Origin of the sequence: Pseudogracilibacillus sp. SO30301A (assembly GCF_037072025.1) — a bacterium.
Lineage (GTDB): Bacteria > Bacillota > Bacilli > Bacillales > Amphibacillaceae > Pseudogracilibacillus.
This window is the reverse complement of sequence record NZ_JAXHDD010000004.1, coordinates 64,080-80,610: the sequence shown is the minus strand read 5'-3', so window position 1 is coordinate 80,610 and position 16,531 is coordinate 64,080. Positions and strand designations below refer to the sequence as shown.

The window sequence follows — 16,531 nt, the reverse complement described above, 5'->3', positions numbered from 1 at the left end:
AAAGTGATGGGACAGTACCGTCGAAAAAACGTGTAATGAACGTGAGGGATAGCCACTAGACTAATGAAGAATTGATGTAAGTAAAGCAAGTCTTTATCAGGCAATAAGGGTCTTGTAAGACTAAAAGAGGTCCACCTCCTATGGGAGCACCGACTTATTGAAACGGAAGAATTGAGGCGCATAAGTGCCAATGATTAAATTGAGTTGGATTAGTTGGAACGCCGTATGTGGGGAAACGCCTGTACGATGTGAAGTGGGGGAAAAGTCGGTGATAACTTTAAATGCTTACCTATCACTATAATAAACCGAAAAAAAATTTTGCCCCTATTTTGTAGAAAAATTGATGATAATTACCCCCGGCTTAAGCTTTAAGCCGGGGTGTTTGTATTTATAGTGTCATTTCATGATATAAAATTCCATCAAAACGGCATTCTTTCTCCAAATGATCGTTTTCAGGCTAGGACAGCTGGCCTGAGTACGTTCTCACACCATTGCCGAAAGCTGGTGGGAGTGGTAGACTGTGTGGCGCGCTGTTCGGCGTCATAGATGCCGTCATTCTGGGCAGCTGCCATGTCGATCAGACCCTGAGCCCAGGCATTAGACACTCCATACTGCAGCATCGTTGCTTTGTAGTCTGCGTAGGATACCTGATGGAAGCAAATTGGCCGCTGAAGCACCTTGGACATGATCTGCGCCATGTCGGTTGGGGTCAGATTGTCGGGGCCAATTACAGGGACGCTTTCTTGCCCGCTCCATGAGTCATCAAGCAGAAATTTCGCAGCAACCGTGGCAATATCAGAGGTGGCGACGGTGGCTAGCGTGCGATCAGCAAAGTTCGGCAGGAAGAACATACCTTGGCTCTTGATCGTCTCAACCTGCTGGAGCAGATTATCCATGAAGAACGGCATTCGTAGCGCACGGTAGTTCACGCCAGTGCTCTCGATTAGGTCGTCCACGGCGAATCCTGCTGATAAATGTCCTGCTTCCTTCACATACCCGTGACCCAGTGTTGTGACATCGACGACACGCTTGACGCCCTGGCTTTTGATTGTCTCGCACATTGGTCGGGTTAAGTCCAGATAGTAGCTCTTAATGTTGTCGACGTGGGGGTTCGGAGGCACTAGCCAGAATACGCAGTCAGCACCTGCGAACGCCTCGGTAACAACATCGATGTCGCCATGTGATCCCTGCACGACCTCCACGCGCTCACGAACGTGAGGGGACAGACGGGAAGGATCACGTGCAATCACGCGGATTTCCTCACCACTGTCAAGAATATTATTAAGAACCTGATGGCCGATCTGGCCAGTAGGAGTAGTAACGACGATCATGAAGACCACCTCCAAGAAATATTTGTCGACATTCAATTACGTAACTGAAAAGCACTAAAATGCGACAGTGTTGTTTAAACGTCATTTTCGTGTATACTACAGTTTATAATGATAAGTGATTTGATCGATCCAGGCAACCAGCAAATGGGCTCTACCGTTGTATAGACAACATTTGAGCAGATTTGTTGTTTTTGAATCATTAGTATGTGGGAGCCCAGTTATTTCTATAATGAAGAATCGAGGTGGACATGCCCGTGAATACAAACGATCCCCGAGTGAAACGAACGCATCAGTTGTTAATGCAGTCTTTTATGGAACTCGTTGAGGAGAGGGAGGATGTTTACTCCATTTCCGTACAAGAAATAACGGATCGAGCGACAGTCAATCGCTCCACATTTTATGCGCATTTCGAGGATAAATTTGCTTTTCTCGAAAGTTGGATGGGGGAAAAGTTTCAGAGGATATTAAAGGATAAATTGCCTGATTCGTCAATATCCAATGTGAGTGACTTACGAACCGTCATTCAAGCTGTTTTCGATTTTCTTGCTCGTTTTCGACAGTACATGGCTAATCCAGGGAATAGTAAGTTTGAACCGCTATTTGAAATTGCAATGCAAAAAGAACTTTATCAACTTCTGTTCAAATGGTTAAGTGGGGAATCGAATACTTCTGTCTCACAGGAAATGGTAGAAACCACGGCTCTTGTCATGAGTTGGGGTATATTTGGGTCAGCGGTGCAGTGGAGTCGGAGTCCTCAAAATCGAACGACGGAAATGATGGTGCAAGATGTTTTAGTGATTGTGACAGCTGGCTTGGCGCCTGTAATGGAATAAACTGGGTTGGTCGCGTATAATGATGAAAAAATATTGAGAAAGTAGTACGTCGTAGTCACAATGTGTTTACCATAGATTTGATAGTTTCCATAGTCGTAAGAATCCAGTTAAAAGATTTAATTCATTCAAATTATAGGAACCCTCCCAATCAATTTGGATCAATTTGAAATAAAATTATTTATTACTTAAATGAGGTTCCCATGATGGAAAGGAACTATATAAATTGAAGAAAATATTATCGATGAATCAACTATTGATAAACAAAAACAAGAGCTAAGAAAAATGCATGAATCATTATTTCCTAATTCATTCATACATGAGGCTAACCCACCTTATGAAAACTGTTATACTTTAAAAAGGAAAGGGTCTGTAGGGCGGAGGAGAAAAAATGAATCTTGTGGATGCAAAACGAATTATTGAGGAAGAAAATCTTGAAGGATATTGTTTATTTTGTAACGATACTTCCAGTGAAGAAGAAGTAGTTATAACAAAGGAAGGTGATGGGTGGAAGGTGTTTACGAATAATGAAAGAGCGACAAAAATAGGTGAAAAATTATATATGGATGAAAATGAGGCTTTAAATGATTTCATTGAAAGATTACGAGGGGATAAATCTATGAAGAAATACTTTAAGTAAGTAGCCTTATACGCAAAATGAGCTGTAGGGGATAATGTGGATGAAATAAAGCCGCATTTTTTTAAAATGTGGCTCTCTTATTGAATCAGGCTTTATAGGCCTATTTCGATCATCAAACAACACGTGCTGTGGATTACAATTAAAGTCGTACCGTCCACAAGAAAGATGTCATTTAAAATAAAGTTATACCGTTTATAAAAAAGTTACACTGTTTTACCTCTTTGGATTTTTATCTAAAGGGGTGTTTTATTGTAAAAGGACTTACTTAATTATGTAGTTCAATGTAAACTGAATTTATAGAAATAATTGAAAGAAAATATACGAAATTTGTGAGTATGTACTTAAACTAACGGGCAGGTTCGTTTAATAAAATCACCTTACTTGTTAATATATAGAAAATAATAATGTAAACAAATAAAGATATTAAGGGTTGACTAAGTAATTGTTATTTAAAATAAAGTTGCAATGTTTTGAAAAAAGCTTAACCGAAATATCTTATTTTGGTGCCGCACGCCAGTAAAACAACTACAATGATAAGAATAGAATGGCAGACGATGAAAAAAAATCTGAGACGAGTGGATGACTTGGAAGAAGGTATGGATAAAAAACGATTGATTTATTATGGTGGTTTTTTGACTCGCAACAATAGGTTGCGCCTTGATGCACCTACAACTATCTTTACTTCATCTATACACTCGAACAATAATGGAAATTAGGAAAGGTGATGACGAACGTGATTTTTAGTGAACGATTAAAAAAGGAACGAGAAAAAAGAGGTTGGTCACAAACCGATCTCGCTGAAAAAATTCATGTTAGCCGTCAATCAGTTTCAAAATGGGAAACTGGCAAGAACTATCCCAGTATCGAAGTAATTATCGATTTAAGTGATCTATTCGGTATCACGGTAGATGAATTGTTAAGGAGTGACAAAGAATTGAAAGAAAAAGTAATTCGAGATAGCAAGCAACTGGCGCACCCGAAATGGAAAGCATTTTTTGATAGTGTGTTTTTATTAGGGGTTTTTCTATTAGTGATTAAACTAATTCTCTTCGGTTTACACCATTTTGTAAGTACAAGTATTATGATTCCAGAAGGTGTACCAAAAGTCATATCTAATTTTTTACCGTTAGCTTTAATGATAATTGGTGGTATTGGTTCGGATCAGTTAAAAGATAAATATATTGATTAATAAATCAAGGCTTTAGAATGATCAAATATTTAAAAATTCCATCTGTTTTTAAAACTGTAGAACCCATTATGACCGATTTGCTGGACTTTGACAAAACAAGCGGGCCATATTGCAATGCGAAATGTTCCTGACTCAAATGAAATGTTGTAACATAATCTCGGTAAAGGTCAGGCAGTTTTATTTATTTTTACTGAGAGGTTATATCGAAGGGTGAATGAAGAGGTAACGCTCTGAAAGGCTCTACCTGCGTCGAATAGCTCACTGTTTAGTAAGAAATTGTGTGTTATAATCTCGGCTAATAGGCGTGAGAATTTACCATAACAGTCCGGCTGACGAAAGCCTACCCGATGGGGAGGTGTAAATCATGGTGCTTGGGTTGAACAGATATGGTGAGAATGAATTAGAATATATAAGTCAAATTTTTTGGAGAGGATGATTATGATTGCAAGAATATGCTAATAAACAAGCCTTGATTGATGAAATTACTAAGAGAGCAAAGTTATTTATTGATGAATTCCAATCTGTCAATGATCTTGATAAAGATGTCTTTGTAAATGAAGTTGATAGAACGCCATCCCAGATGATTGCTTACCAATTAGGGTGGTTAAATTTAATATTATCATGGGAACAAGATAATAAAGATGGAAAAAATGTAATAACACCAACGCCAGATTATAAATGGAATAATCTTGGTGGGCTTTATCAGAGTTTTTATAATAAGTATGCAGCGTATTCGCTTGACACATTGATTGAGATGTTTAATCATGATGTTAATAAAATAATTCAATTAGTAGAAAGCTATAATGATAAAGAAATATTTGAACAAGGTGGCAGACAATGGGCGACTTCAACACCTTCTAAATGGCCAATTTGGAAATGGATTCATATAAATACAGTAGCACCATTTAAAACGTTTAGAACTAAAATTAGAAAATGGAAAAAGATTAGAGGAATATAATCATAATTTTTAATTTATCAGCAGTATTAAAATAACTAAAAGTGCGTGTTCAAAAAAGAGGATAAAAAGGACCAAGAAGTTCGAGGCGGCGCAGTTTCGAGCAACGGAATGTATGCATTTAGATACATGAGTAGCGGAGAAACAAGCATTCGTGCGAAATTCGCAGTGTCATTTTTACCGGACTTTTTGAACATCCTCTAAAAGGGGCTTCCGTTAAAGGGTGCTTATCTTGAATAAGATGGCGTCTTTCTTGGACTGGTTCAAGAGTGGTTAGTAAGGAGTTATGGGAAAGTCTGAAGAATAAATTGGTTATTTTTAACGAAAAATAATTCCATAATATACTTGAACCTTACCAGGTTTCCAGATCCCCATTCGTATTGGCTAGTAGGGACTATATGATTTATATTAGCCAATCCTCAGTTTACTATATGTAGTTTATAATCTAATCAGTCAGCATATATAAATAGAAAATGCGTGGAAGGTTGTAGTGAAAAATACAAAGGCATGTGGCTAAATAATGAACCTTCTATTAAAGTTGCTGTTTTACAGGAAAAAGTGTGTTTTTCAGCCTATAACTCTTTTCGGTGAACGGTATTTTTTCCCTTACAAACATTGTACTCATACTAACCCCGTTTCTTAATCTTTACATGGTTCCAACCAAGGAAGTATTTTCTCATGTTTAAAGGTCGTACTAGCTTCTGAAATAGTTTGAGGAAGAAAAGAATCAATAATATCAATTAATGAGTTTAACGATTGTAGGACAAAGCCGTTCTCAAATTGAGCTAATGGTTTAGGTAATTCATCTTCATCTAATATAAAATAGTCCCCATTAGGAAAAACGACAACATCAATAATCAGATCCTCAAAGGAGAGCAAATTATCTGCTAAACATGTATTTTTAACGATATTAAAATAGGATCCTAAATAATTTCCATTTTTATCTCTCCAAATATATAAATTAAATGGTTGATCCTTCCAGTAATACGCCAATGTATAACTCCCTTCAGGAATAGTTAGTTTATTTTGGTCTGTTATCATCGTAAATGAAGTAGCTATTTTATGAAAAAGGACGATGTTCTGATTTTTTGCTTCTAGCAGCATACAGCTATGTTCCACTATTGTCGTATTATAACGTATTTTTCTTTCTATTACTTTATCGTGTATTTGAATGTTAAATGTATCCCAATTAGTCATAGCTTTATAGTCCCCTTTCTAACCAATGATCCTCAACAAAATCTAAATCTATACTTATTGTAACATGTGTAAAATCATCTTGTTTAAATACCATAATGTTGGTTAGCTGATAGCTGAATTAACTTATAATAATGGGGGAAGGGATTCCACATATCCATTTCTTCAATTTCAATTATATCTGCATCTTAAAGCCTCCCGGTAGCGATTAATTAAATTTATTACAACAGAAAAGCTACTTATGCAGTGAGAAAAGGAATAACCATTTTCTTGCTTATTTAATATATCCAAGTTACAATTGAATATATCTTTAAAAATAGGGGTTGTCTTGATGTCGGTATTTGTTCTTAACTAATTAATCAATTTTATATGGTTCATTCTATTACATTGGCAACAATCCACTTTTTGAAGTGGTTTGTTTGACGTGAACAAAAATAGATGAATCAATATCGGTTAAGAACACAACGGCCATCCTTAGTATATAATTGACTGCAAACAGCCATGCTCTTATGCACGGTTCTATTTTTTTATGCCCATGTTAGAATTAGGTTTTTTTGACCTGTATTATTCTGGCAGAAGTCATAAGTTAGTCAATGTCCTAATAAGGACAGATGATGGACTATATGTTCATTTTCTGTCCTTTTTTATTTGGGATTAAGTAACTGTTTGGATGACGTGTGTGCTTTTCCATAAAGAAAATAGCACATTAAAAATATCGTTGATAAGAGAGAGTGATTCCATGAAAAATTATATTGAACAAGTAAATGCAAACGTACGTATTCAAGAGGGTTCTTTGGTAATCGAGCAACTTTTGGTTGAATGTTTTATACATCCTGGAATTTCCACAAAAGAACTAGCACGAAAAGTCCTACTGCCTGTTCCGGTGGCTACTGCAGTAAAGAAAGAACTTATAAAGGCAGGTGCTTTAATGCAGGATCGTGGGGTGCGTTGTACCTGTAAAGGAATTTCATATATCGAAAATGAATTAGGATATGGTGGATTAGATAAAGCCTTATACCAAAGACTTATGACCAACGAGACAGATTGGAAGATAGAACTTGCAGATATATTATCGTTACTTACAAGGTTGTTTCAATTACGACCACAAGTTAATGTGCAAATTGATCAATCAAAATGTACACCCGAAACAAGTTTACATCGGGCAATCCTTTGCCTAAGGGAGCATGCGTTAATCGGAAAAAAAATCTTGTGTGTTGGTGATGACGATCTTGTCAGTGTGTCACTCGGTCTTCTCCTTAACCGATTATTTCCGAATAAAAGGAGTAAAAAAACCATGATTACCGTCATAGATAATGATGACCGATTCTTACAGTATATTCGTGTAATAAAGGAACGAGAAGGACTATTTATATATGACCTTCATATAGATTTACGGCAATCACTACCAGAGTATTTTCTCGGACAATATGATTGCTTTTTCACAGACCCACCTTATACACTGCAAGGAATGTCCTTGTTCCTTTCTCGCGGAATAAGCGCTATGAAGAACGAAAAAGGATTGCCAATCTTTTTGTCATTTGCCCATAAATCACCTGACTTTATGCTGGCATTACAGCGTGAGCTAATACAAATGAATCTCTCACTTAAAGAGATTATTTTACATTTTAATGAATACGAAGGGGCGCAAATGATTGGAAATAAAGGGCAAATGATCGTCCTTCAAACAACAGAGTTAACAAAGCCTAATATTACGGATCGATTCGAAGATGTGCTCTATACAGGTGAGGTAAAGCAAACAATTCGTACTTACCAGTGTAAATCGTGCAATAGATCAATCCTTGTTGGCATTCAGGGAGACTATCCTACGATCGAAGTGTTGAAAAATCAAGGGTGCCCGGATTGCAATCAAAATAAATTTTGCTTAATCAAAAAACAGAAGTTATAGAAAAGAGGGATAGAATGGATACATTTGGTTGCCATATCATATCTGACTTATGGGGATGTAACGTATACAAACTTACAGATAAAAAGCTCTTGGAAAATGAACTTATGATTGCAGCAGAAAAATCTGGAGCTACGATATGCGGAGTGTTTTTTCACGAGTTCTCACCACAAGGGATTAGTGGAATTGTTATCTTAGCAGAGTCTCATTTAAGTGTACACAGCTTTCCAGAACAGGGATATGCAAGCATTGATATATACACATGCGGCAGGCATGTCCAACCAAAGTTAGCAATTCAGTACTTGTATTCTTCTTTAGAGGCAAAATATAATGACTGTAGAGAAATAATAAGAGGCATAAAACCTCAAAGCTTATAAAGTGATACAAAAAATTATAAGGAGTGTCCGCAAAAGATAAAAACGTAAAAAGGGTTGATTTTCTCAGCTCTTTTTACGTTCATTGATATACAAAATAGAGTGTAACACCGAAGCAGTCGTCAAGAGTAAAATGGATATTACTAATTTCTATTTTACCAAAATTCGGGTAACTATTTGTATGATGCAACTTCAAGAAGATTATTCTATAACCATCTTTCCGATGGAGGCAAACTTATTTTAGATATCTTTTTGCAAACTGATCTAACGGTTGGTAATGCACTGACAAGAACTTGGGAATCTCAGAATGATGGGATTATCACTTTAGAAAGTAAAATAGTTGAAGTTGACTTTATTAATCAATATACAATAACCTATAATCGATATGAAAAATGGAATAATGGCCAATTAACACAGACAGAGTTAGAACGATTTCCACTTCGTTGGTATGGGGTTGAAGAATTTAAAACGATTCTTGAACAGATTGGTTTTGAAGATATAATTATCTCAGCGGATTACAAACACGGAAGCTATCCCACAAATTCAACCCAGACAATCACATTTGAAGCCATCGCTAATAAATAATTTTATCGCAATAGGTCGCGATTGCTTAATATGTGCCGCAATAAGGCTATTTAACGGAATAAGATTTATAGCTTAAAAATGCTTTCAGCAATCAGGTGCGATTGTGGAATAAATGATTACACCAATATTGAACAAACGGGTTAGATTGTTGGATAAGTATTTCGAATTTTTTGTACTCTGAAACGTAGCTCTAGTAGTGGGAACATTATGATACTTTTGTGTCTTTCAATTAATAAAAGCGGCAGGGCTAAACTTGCGGAGGGAGTGGTGATATGAAGAAGATATTTGAAGCTACCTATGACGGTCATCAAATACTAGTGGAGAATAGATGGTTTGCTGGTGAAAAATTATATGTAAATGGTGAATTGCAGGATGAAAATCTTGGCCTGGCTTTAAGAGCTACTTTAGCTGGAAAATTAAGAAATGACAGTAATGAATCTAAAAACATAAAGGTGACAATTGGCGGTATTTTAGTATTCACTGTAAAATATTTGTTGATAATGTATTAGTTCCCTCTCATCAAATTAAAACAAGCAACTGAAAAAAACGCTAGTCGTAAGCAAATGTTGAAAGCATACAAGGACTTTCAACAAACGGGCGCTTATACCGAATAAGGATAGGTGCCTTATCCGTATTTTCGCTATTACAAAAGGAGAGTATTTTATTATACATTTCAATTGTTGAATAAAGGTTGTGTAATATGCCCACGCTGAAATCAAATTAATTGATTCAAAGTATGGGAGTGTGGAAATATGTTGTTGTCGGAAGCGTGGGAAAAGTACCAATCCGATAAAAAAATTGAAGGTTATTCTCCTCTTACTTTAAAGATGTATGGCTTTCAATGTGATCTTTTGAAACGTTATTTCGGTGATATCAGAATGAGTGAGATTCATAGTCTTGCAGATTAACCAAAAATAAAATTGTTACTAAAGAGTTCAAAAAATCAACAAATGTAAACTGGACTCGTACTATGATATTTTTCTTCTTTAAGTATGTGTTCAAAAATTGCCGGAATGTATGCTTTTACATACATGAGTATCGCAGAAACAAGCCAACGAAGAGATTCGAAGCTTATCATTTGGTGACTCTTTGAACATCTTCTTTAAGCAAATAACGGTATCAAGAATTGTCTGGAGGTAAAAGTGGATGAAAATTGTGCTTACTGGTGTATCCTGTGTAGGAAAATCGACTATAGGAAAAATGCTTGCCAACAAAGTGGGCTATACGTTTTTTGATTTTGATTATGAAATTGAGAATTATTTTAACCGACCGATTTCAATTTCATTTCTAAAAAGAGAATTTTTAACAGAATATAGCTATAGAAAGGAGGTAAGAGTTGTTCTATCCAAAATTCTTGAAGAGAATGAAGATAACTTTATTGTAGCCATGCCACCAAGCGGATTGATGGATTTTTATTGGAGGATTATTAAGCAGGATGACAGTTTGTTAACGGTCGTTTTAAAAGACAGGGCAAAAAACATATTGCAGCGTACAAGGTTTTATGATGATAATTCAAATCCAATTGAAGTGGAACTATCCAAAGAAAGAGAAAGGTATTATTTAAAAGAAATATCTCTTGATATAGAATACTTCGGAAGAACATATAATCGGTCAAACTATCAATATCGTATCGCTGGAAAAAGTGCTTCCGAGGCGGTAGATGATTTAGAGGCATTACTTTTTTAGTATAAAAAGTGTGCTTTGAATTGGTAAGACGGATTAATCGGTAATGAGAGAGTTGAAATGACTAAAGCATATTGTATATTTCATGGTTCCACCGTTGCCAGAATTAGCGAAAGAACCGAGGAATGTATAAATGCTGTATATGGCTACTGTTTGGTGTACGTATCTAAATCGGCGGATAGGGAGTGCTCGTTCTATGATACGGTAGGTAATCATTTATATGATTATAATGTAAAGGAAACGAAAGGATTAATAACAAAGCCAGAGTCAGATATTCATTTATTTTTAAAGTATAAATATGGCAATCGTAAATTTTGGTGTCGAGGCTACTTTGTAGATACTTTAGGAAGAAATAAAAATCAATTTCATGAATATATACGAAATCAGCTTAAAGATGACTATATGAGCGATCAGCTTTCAGCCGCAGAGCAAATCACCAGTTCACACTGGTGGTTTTGATTCAGTGCATTTTTTCAATTTAATCTGTCCCTGTATGATAGGGGCATTGTGTTGGTTATTTCCACTTATCTTAAACGATAATTCCTCTTCTGAATGATTCATCATAGTTGCTTGGATTGTTAAACGATCGTCGATGAAAAGGGGAGAGGAGAACTTTATACGAAAATACACTACTCGCCATTGACGTTGTAACAAGGGTGAAATGAAGATTGTACTAAGTGCCATCGTTAACATGCCATGAGCTACTTGGTTGGGGAAACCAGCTTTCTTTGCCGCTGTTTTGGAAAAGTGAATCGGATTGACATCACCAGAAATGGCTGCATATTGGCGGATCATTTTATTCGTTATTACGATTTCCATTGTTTTGGGGAAAGACTCCATTGAATCACTCCTGATGAAAAATAAGGACAAGTGTTGTCTCACTTGTTGCTATTTCTATATTATTATCGAAAATAAGTAAACGATGCTTTAAAAATTGCTTATTTCCCCGGGTGCGTATATTTCCTAAGATAATTTTACATTGATATGTCATGTTCGAAATTAAAGGAACTTCATATGAAAAAGTTTGTTCACTATGGATGACAACAGCATCACTATCAAGCCACGGAGTCTTTAGCGCTTGCCAAAATAATGTCGGAAAAGTCGGTGGAATCGGAATATCTTTATACCCTGCTTTTCGAGCAGCTTGCACTTGATGATAAATAGGATTTTCTTCAGAAATGACACGACAATATTTCTGAACTTCCTCACGTGTAATTGTAATGGACACGATTTCCGTCTCTGCACCAATTAATGTTGTATCAATCATTTGTCATACCTCTGAAATAAAGTCGCTAACCCTAACCCGCCACCAATTCCAAGTGTAGCAACTGCGAATTTTGCTTTGCTCCATTGCATTTCCGTCACAAGTCTTGTGACAAGAATTGCTCCTGATGCACCATAAGGATGACCGAAGGCGATTGCACCTCCACCGAGATTAAGTCGATCTTGTGGGATGCCTAGTTCGGTTACAGATGCTAATACTTGTGAGGCAAAAGCTTCATTAAATTCAAAAATATCAATTTCATCAATCGTTATCTTCGTTCGATGCAACAGTTTTTTTACTGCTGGAATTGGCCCGATACCGAGGAGATTGGGATTGACTCCAGCACTTGTTGCATCTGTAAATGTCATGATAGGTGTAAGTCCTAATTGATGACATTTTGCTTCCGACATAATGAGTACTGCTGCCGCACCATCATTAATAGTACATGCATTTCCAGCTGTCACAGTACCTTTTTCTGTAAATGCAGGTTGTAATCGTTTTAATGTTCGCATGGATAAAGTATTGCGTGGTTCTTCATCCATTCCTTGATTTTGAAAAACAGCAATTTCGTCGGAAAATCTTCCTTCTCGTTGCGCATGGACTGCTTTTTGATGACTTTCGTAAGCAAATTCATCTTGTTGCTCACGTGAAATACCAAATGCTTTTGCGACATTATCGGCAGCAACTCCCATATCTGGATCACCAATTTTTTCTGGTGAAAAACGGGCACGTGTAAAAAGTGTCGGTGTTCCGTAAAGGGTCGTTGGTTTTTCTAATTTCCAAGGTGCAAGACTACTGCTTTCGACGCCACCAGCAATATAAATATCACCTGCTCCAGCTTGAATATTGCGACAGGCGATATTAATCGCTTCAAGACCTGAGCCACATTGACGGTCAACAGTAACAGCGGGAACTTCCATAGGTAATCCCACTGTTAAGGCAGAGAGCCGTGCGATATTTCCACCTGGTCCAATTGCGTTTCCTAAAATGACTTCATCGATTTGCTTCGGGTTGATTTTGGTTTCGTGTACAAGAGTTTGAATGACGTGTGCGGCCAGTTTTTCTGGAGGAGTACTTTTAAATATTCCACCTACTTTTCCAATGGCAGTTCTTTTTGCTAGCACAATGACGGCTTTATTCATATCATCCACCTCGATATATTTGCTTCGATTTCATTACGAGCTATTTTTCCTGTTGTCGTGTACGGAAATGTTTCGGCAATATAATATTTTCGTGGACGTTTATAGATGGCGAGATTTTTACGACAATGTGCTTTTAATAATGATAAATTATGTTGTCCGTTTTCTTTCCATTGAATTAAAGCAATTACTTTTTGTCCCCAACGTGCATCTGAAACGCCAATAACTACTGCTTCTTTTACAAAAGGAACATCTTTCATTATTTTTTCAATTTCTTCGGGATAAATATTATGTGCACCACTAATGATCATATTATTTTTACGTCCAACGATTGTGAGCAGTCCAGCTTCATTGATAAATCCGATATCACCTATTGTTGCTCCATGCTTTGTTAATACGCTTTTTGTAGCAGCTTCCTCATTGACATATCCGGTAAATAAAAAGTTGCTTTTAATATAAATATGTCCAATCTCACCTTGTGTCAGGACATTTCCGGCGTTATTTCGGATTGAAATATCAACAGCTGGAAAAGGTGTGCCGACACTGTTTGGATAATGTGTTGACATTGTTTCATCTATATAGGTTACATAACTCAATTCAGAGGCTCCGTAGTATTCATATATATTGTTATTTGGAAAAACTTGTTTTAAGTCCTGTTTTATTTGTGGCTGTAATTTTGCACCGGATGATAAAAATGTAACATTTGTCTGAATGGACTCAGGTAATTTTGCTAAGTTATGTAACATTGTCGGTACAGCAAAGACGACAGTCGCTTGCTGCGCTTTAATGGTGTTAAAAATCATCTTTGCTGAAAAGGATGACGTTAAATAAAAAGTTGCGCCGATATGAAGTGCGTGAACTGCACCAAACAATGATAACGAATGGCATAATGGACCTGGTGCCATGATTATATCATCTTTCCCGTAATGAAATACTTCTTCTCCAGCGGTAAAACTTGCTAACCATGAACGGTGATTACGGATAAACCCTTTCGGATCTCCGGTCGAACCAGAGGTAAAACCGAGATAGAAAGGTGTATCTGCTTGAACATGAACATTTATATTTGAAAGTTTAGGCACTGCAATATTTTCTACACTAAATGTTGCTTTAAATGTATAGCTTGCTTCTTTTTTAAATTGTTCGCTCGTGACAACGATGTCTGGATTTGCCATTTCTACTACTTTCATACTTTCTCGTTTGCTCCATTTTGGGTTAAATGGAATGGCAATCCAGCCTAATGTTATTGTTGCAAAAAACATCTCTAAAAATGCTGGTTCATTGCCGATAAGAAGTGCTACTTTTTGAGGTTGATTATTGTTACTATATTGTCGTAATTTATGCTGATACATTGTTATATTGTAATAAAATTCACGATAGGTAATTGATCTTTCAGCAAAATAAATAGCAATTTTTTCAGGCTGCTCTTGAGCGTATTTTTCTAAATATTGTCCGATGCTCATCTAGTTCACCTACCTTTTTCATAATACAGCTCACTATTTTACGCCGCTTCTCGTGTTTTATCAATCATTGGATAAGCGCAGTGGATTTTCACAATGATAAAACTTGCAATAAATACTTTCACTAGATCCCCCGGTAAAAAGACGAGCCCTGAGATTGCAGTTGGCCACCATGGAAGATCCGAAAGAATTGATAAATACGTCACTCCGATTACATAAACGACTAAAATTCCGCCGATGATATTAAAAAGAGCGACTTTCCAAAAATGAAGTGTGCGGATATTTTTTTCCGTCAAATAGCCAATGAGCCAAGCTGCAATAGGCCATGCTAAAATATACCCGCCTGATGGTCCAATGAGTACACCTAGACCACCACGTCCACCAGCAAGTAGCGGTGCTCCAATCGCAACGAGTATGATAAAAAGTAATAAACTAAGTCCACCTCGACGTGCCCCTAATATTCCCCCCGCTAGCATTACTCCAAGTGTTTGTGTAGTAATTGGCACCGGAATAAATGGAATTGGGATAGGAGGGAAGAAAGCTAATACACCCATGATTGCTGCAAATAATGAAACATACATCATATCTTTTAAGGTCAATGTTACTCCTTCTTTCTTTTGTGATACTAATAGAATAATCGAAACAGATCTATTACGTCAACTATAAAATATAATGGTTAACATAATTAGTTGTTCACGTAACATCTTCAAGCATTCTTTAAAAAAATGTAAGCTTTAAGGGTGATGATACGAACAAGAGCTTTCAGTCATGAAATGAAAACTAAGTAGATAATTATTTGTTTTTCACTCTAACTCATTAAAGCGACAAATTTCTACTTCTATGATATTATTAGTAGTGTTGAAAAAAATGAACATTAAACGGGACGAATGAGGGGGAAATATTAAATATGAAAAGATTACTATATTTATTTTCAATGCTGGCAATTATTGTTGTACTTACAGCATGTGGTAGTTCAAATTCTAATGAAAGCAATAATGAAAATAATCCGGAAGAAGCAGAGAATGCTCATGACGGTGAGAAGGAAGTACTCGTTATTGGAGTTGATGATAAATTTGCGCCGATGGGTTTTCGTGATGAAAACAATGAATTGACTGGATTCGATATCGATTATGCGAAGGCGGCAGCAGAGTATATGGGTGTAGAAGTGAAATTTCAACCAATTGATTGGAAAACGAAAGAAACTGAATTATCAAGTGATCGTATCGATTTAATTTGGAATGGGTATACGATTACAGATGAACGAAAAGAAAAAGTTCTCTTTACAGAACCATATTTAGAAAATGCACAAGTTGTTGCTACGTTAGTTGATTCAGATATTGCTAGCTTAGCAGATTTAGAAGAAAAAGAAGTAGGGCTTCAAGCACTTTCTTCTGCAGCAGATGCGCTAAATTCGAATCCGATTGCTGAAAAAGTTAAAAATGTGACGGAATTTGCCGATAATGTGCTAGCTTTAAGTGATTTAAAGGCAGGTCGTGTCGATGCGGTTATTATTGATGAAGTTGTCATTGATTATTATATGGCGCAAGAAGATGGCGTATTTAAAGTTGTGGAAGAATCCCTTGCACCAGAGCAATATGGTGTCGGTGTGAAAAAAGGAAACGAAGAGTTATTGAATAAGCTGCAAGCGGCATTAGATGAAATGAATGAAGATGGAAGAGCAGCAGAAATTTCGACACAATGGTTTGGTGAGGATAAAGTATTAAAGTAAGAGAAAGCAATTAGTTGAGAATTAGGTTTAAACGAAAAATAAACAATTTAGTTGAGTAGGGCTATCGTCAAACAATTGGGGTGTCAATGAGCTCACTTTTTCTATTGGCAGATAGGAACTGTCCTATTAAAGTAAGGAATAACAGTTATTAGAATGACGGATTCTATCCTTATTAGACAGCCCCTCTGCACAAGTGTAACTAAGGTATTTGCGTAAAGATTTGATAAAAGTGCAATAATACCTCTGTGAGCATCTGTC

The 16,531-nt window shown here is 36.5% G+C and carries 19 protein-coding genes; 12 read left to right on the top strand and 7 right to left on the bottom strand.

Annotated elements, in window-relative coordinates:
* Positions 1 to 452 precede the first annotated feature (452 nt).
* Positions 453 to 1,331: an NmrA family NAD(P)-binding protein gene (locus SPD89_RS03905; RefSeq protein WP_336260648.1), complete on the bottom strand. Its 879-nt coding sequence runs from the start codon at positions 1,329 to 1,331 to the stop codon at positions 453 to 455.
* Positions 1,332 to 1,579: 248 nt separating this feature from the next.
* Between SPD89_RS03905 and SPD89_RS03900 the strand changes: the two genes are divergently transcribed.
* The 4 genes from SPD89_RS03900 (at position 1,580) to SPD89_RS03885 (ending at position 4,948) form a co-directional block, all read left to right on the top strand.
* Entirely contained in the window at positions 1,580 to 2,164 is a 585-nt protein-coding gene (locus SPD89_RS03900) for a TetR/AcrR family transcriptional regulator (protein ID WP_336260647.1), read from the top strand.
* Between the two features lie 388 nt (positions 2,165 to 2,552).
* The gene (locus tag SPD89_RS03895; RefSeq protein WP_336260646.1) at positions 2,553 to 2,801 is read left to right on the top strand and encodes a hypothetical protein; all 249 of its coding nucleotides are present in this window, start codon (positions 2,553 to 2,555) and stop codon (positions 2,799 to 2,801) included.
* A 733-nt stretch (positions 2,802 to 3,534) separates the two neighbouring features.
* Positions 3,535 to 3,990: a helix-turn-helix domain-containing protein gene (locus tag SPD89_RS03890; protein ID WP_336260645.1), complete on the top strand. Its 456-nt coding sequence runs from the start codon at positions 3,535 to 3,537 to the stop codon at positions 3,988 to 3,990.
* 442 nt (positions 3,991 to 4,432) lie between these two features.
* Positions 4,433 to 4,948 (top strand): ClbS/DfsB family four-helix bundle protein, encoded by a 516-nt coding sequence (locus SPD89_RS03885; protein ID WP_336260644.1) that lies wholly within the window; start codon positions 4,433 to 4,435, stop codon positions 4,946 to 4,948.
* A 636-nt stretch (positions 4,949 to 5,584) separates the two neighbouring features.
* Here SPD89_RS03885 and SPD89_RS03880 read toward each other — a convergent pair.
* Positions 5,585 to 6,142 carry a DUF402 domain-containing protein gene (locus SPD89_RS03880; protein ID WP_336260643.1) on the bottom strand — a complete coding sequence of 186 codons (558 nt, stop codon included), beginning with the start codon at positions 6,140 to 6,142 and terminating at the stop codon, positions 5,585 to 5,587.
* Positions 6,143 to 6,878: 736 nt separating this feature from the next.
* Between SPD89_RS03880 and SPD89_RS03875 the strand changes: the two genes are divergently transcribed.
* From SPD89_RS03875 to SPD89_RS03845, 7 genes are all read left to right on the top strand, one after another.
* The gene (locus SPD89_RS03875; RefSeq protein WP_336260642.1) at positions 6,879 to 8,045 is read left to right on the top strand and encodes a bis-aminopropyl spermidine synthase family protein; all 1,167 of its coding nucleotides are present in this window, start codon (positions 6,879 to 6,881) and stop codon (positions 8,043 to 8,045) included.
* Between the two features lie 14 nt (positions 8,046 to 8,059).
* On the top strand, positions 8,060 to 8,419 hold the full coding sequence (gene speD / locus SPD89_RS03870; RefSeq protein ID WP_336260641.1) for an adenosylmethionine decarboxylase: 360 nt from the start codon (positions 8,060 to 8,062) through the stop codon (positions 8,417 to 8,419).
* 174 nt (positions 8,420 to 8,593) lie between these two features.
* Entirely contained in the window at positions 8,594 to 9,001 is a 408-nt protein-coding gene (locus SPD89_RS03865) for a hypothetical protein (protein ID WP_336260640.1), read from the top strand.
* Between the two features lie 272 nt (positions 9,002 to 9,273).
* Positions 9,274 to 9,510, top strand: coding sequence for a hypothetical protein (locus tag SPD89_RS03860; protein ID WP_336260639.1), 237 nt, complete (start codon positions 9,274 to 9,276; stop codon positions 9,508 to 9,510).
* A gap of 243 nt (positions 9,511 to 9,753) precedes the next feature.
* Positions 9,754 to 9,909: a hypothetical protein gene (locus SPD89_RS03855; protein WP_336260638.1), complete on the top strand. Its 156-nt coding sequence runs from the start codon at positions 9,754 to 9,756 to the stop codon at positions 9,907 to 9,909.
* A 238-nt stretch (positions 9,910 to 10,147) separates the two neighbouring features.
* Positions 10,148 to 10,687 (top strand): shikimate kinase, encoded by a 540-nt coding sequence (locus SPD89_RS03850; protein ID WP_336260637.1) that lies wholly within the window; start codon positions 10,148 to 10,150, stop codon positions 10,685 to 10,687.
* Between the two features lie 150 nt (positions 10,688 to 10,837).
* Positions 10,838 to 11,143 carry a hypothetical protein gene (locus SPD89_RS03845; RefSeq protein ID WP_336260709.1) on the top strand — a complete coding sequence of 102 codons (306 nt, stop codon included), beginning with the start codon at positions 10,838 to 10,840 and terminating at the stop codon, positions 11,141 to 11,143.
* Here SPD89_RS03845 and SPD89_RS03840 read toward each other — a convergent pair.
* Genes SPD89_RS03840 through SPD89_RS03820 form a run of 5 tightly spaced genes read right to left on the bottom strand, consistent with a single transcriptional unit; the run spans position 11,126 to position 15,143 of the window.
* Positions 11,126 to 11,524 carry a MaoC family dehydratase gene (locus SPD89_RS03840; protein WP_336260636.1) on the bottom strand — a complete coding sequence of 133 codons (399 nt, stop codon included), beginning with the start codon at positions 11,522 to 11,524 and terminating at the stop codon, positions 11,126 to 11,128. The genes SPD89_RS03845 and SPD89_RS03840 overlap by 18 nt on opposite strands.
* Before the next feature lie 4 nt (positions 11,525 to 11,528).
* A complete protein-coding gene (locus SPD89_RS03835) occupies positions 11,529 to 11,951 on the bottom strand; it encodes an FAS1-like dehydratase domain-containing protein (protein ID WP_336260635.1) in 423 nt (140 codons plus the stop codon).
* Positions 11,948 to 13,090, bottom strand: a complete 1,143-nt coding sequence (locus SPD89_RS03830; RefSeq protein ID WP_336260634.1) for a thiolase family protein — start codon at positions 13,088 to 13,090, stop codon at positions 11,948 to 11,950. Before SPD89_RS03830 ends, SPD89_RS03835 begins: the two co-directional genes overlap by 4 nt.
* Positions 13,087 to 14,547 carry an AMP-binding protein gene (locus SPD89_RS03825; RefSeq protein ID WP_336260633.1) on the bottom strand — a complete coding sequence of 487 codons (1,461 nt, stop codon included), beginning with the start codon at positions 14,545 to 14,547 and terminating at the stop codon, positions 13,087 to 13,089. The genes SPD89_RS03830 and SPD89_RS03825 overlap by 4 nt, the downstream gene beginning before the upstream one ends.
* 38 nt (positions 14,548 to 14,585) lie before the next feature.
* Entirely contained in the window at positions 14,586 to 15,143 is a 558-nt protein-coding gene (locus SPD89_RS03820; RefSeq protein WP_336260632.1) for a biotin transporter BioY, read from the bottom strand.
* Between the two features lie 308 nt (positions 15,144 to 15,451).
* On the opposite strand from SPD89_RS03820, the gene SPD89_RS03815 reads away from it, so the two are divergent.
* On the top strand, positions 15,452 to 16,273 hold the full coding sequence (locus SPD89_RS03815) for an amino acid ABC transporter substrate-binding protein (RefSeq protein WP_336260631.1): 822 nt from the start codon (positions 15,452 to 15,454) through the stop codon (positions 16,271 to 16,273).
* Positions 16,274 to 16,531 lie beyond the last annotated feature (258 nt).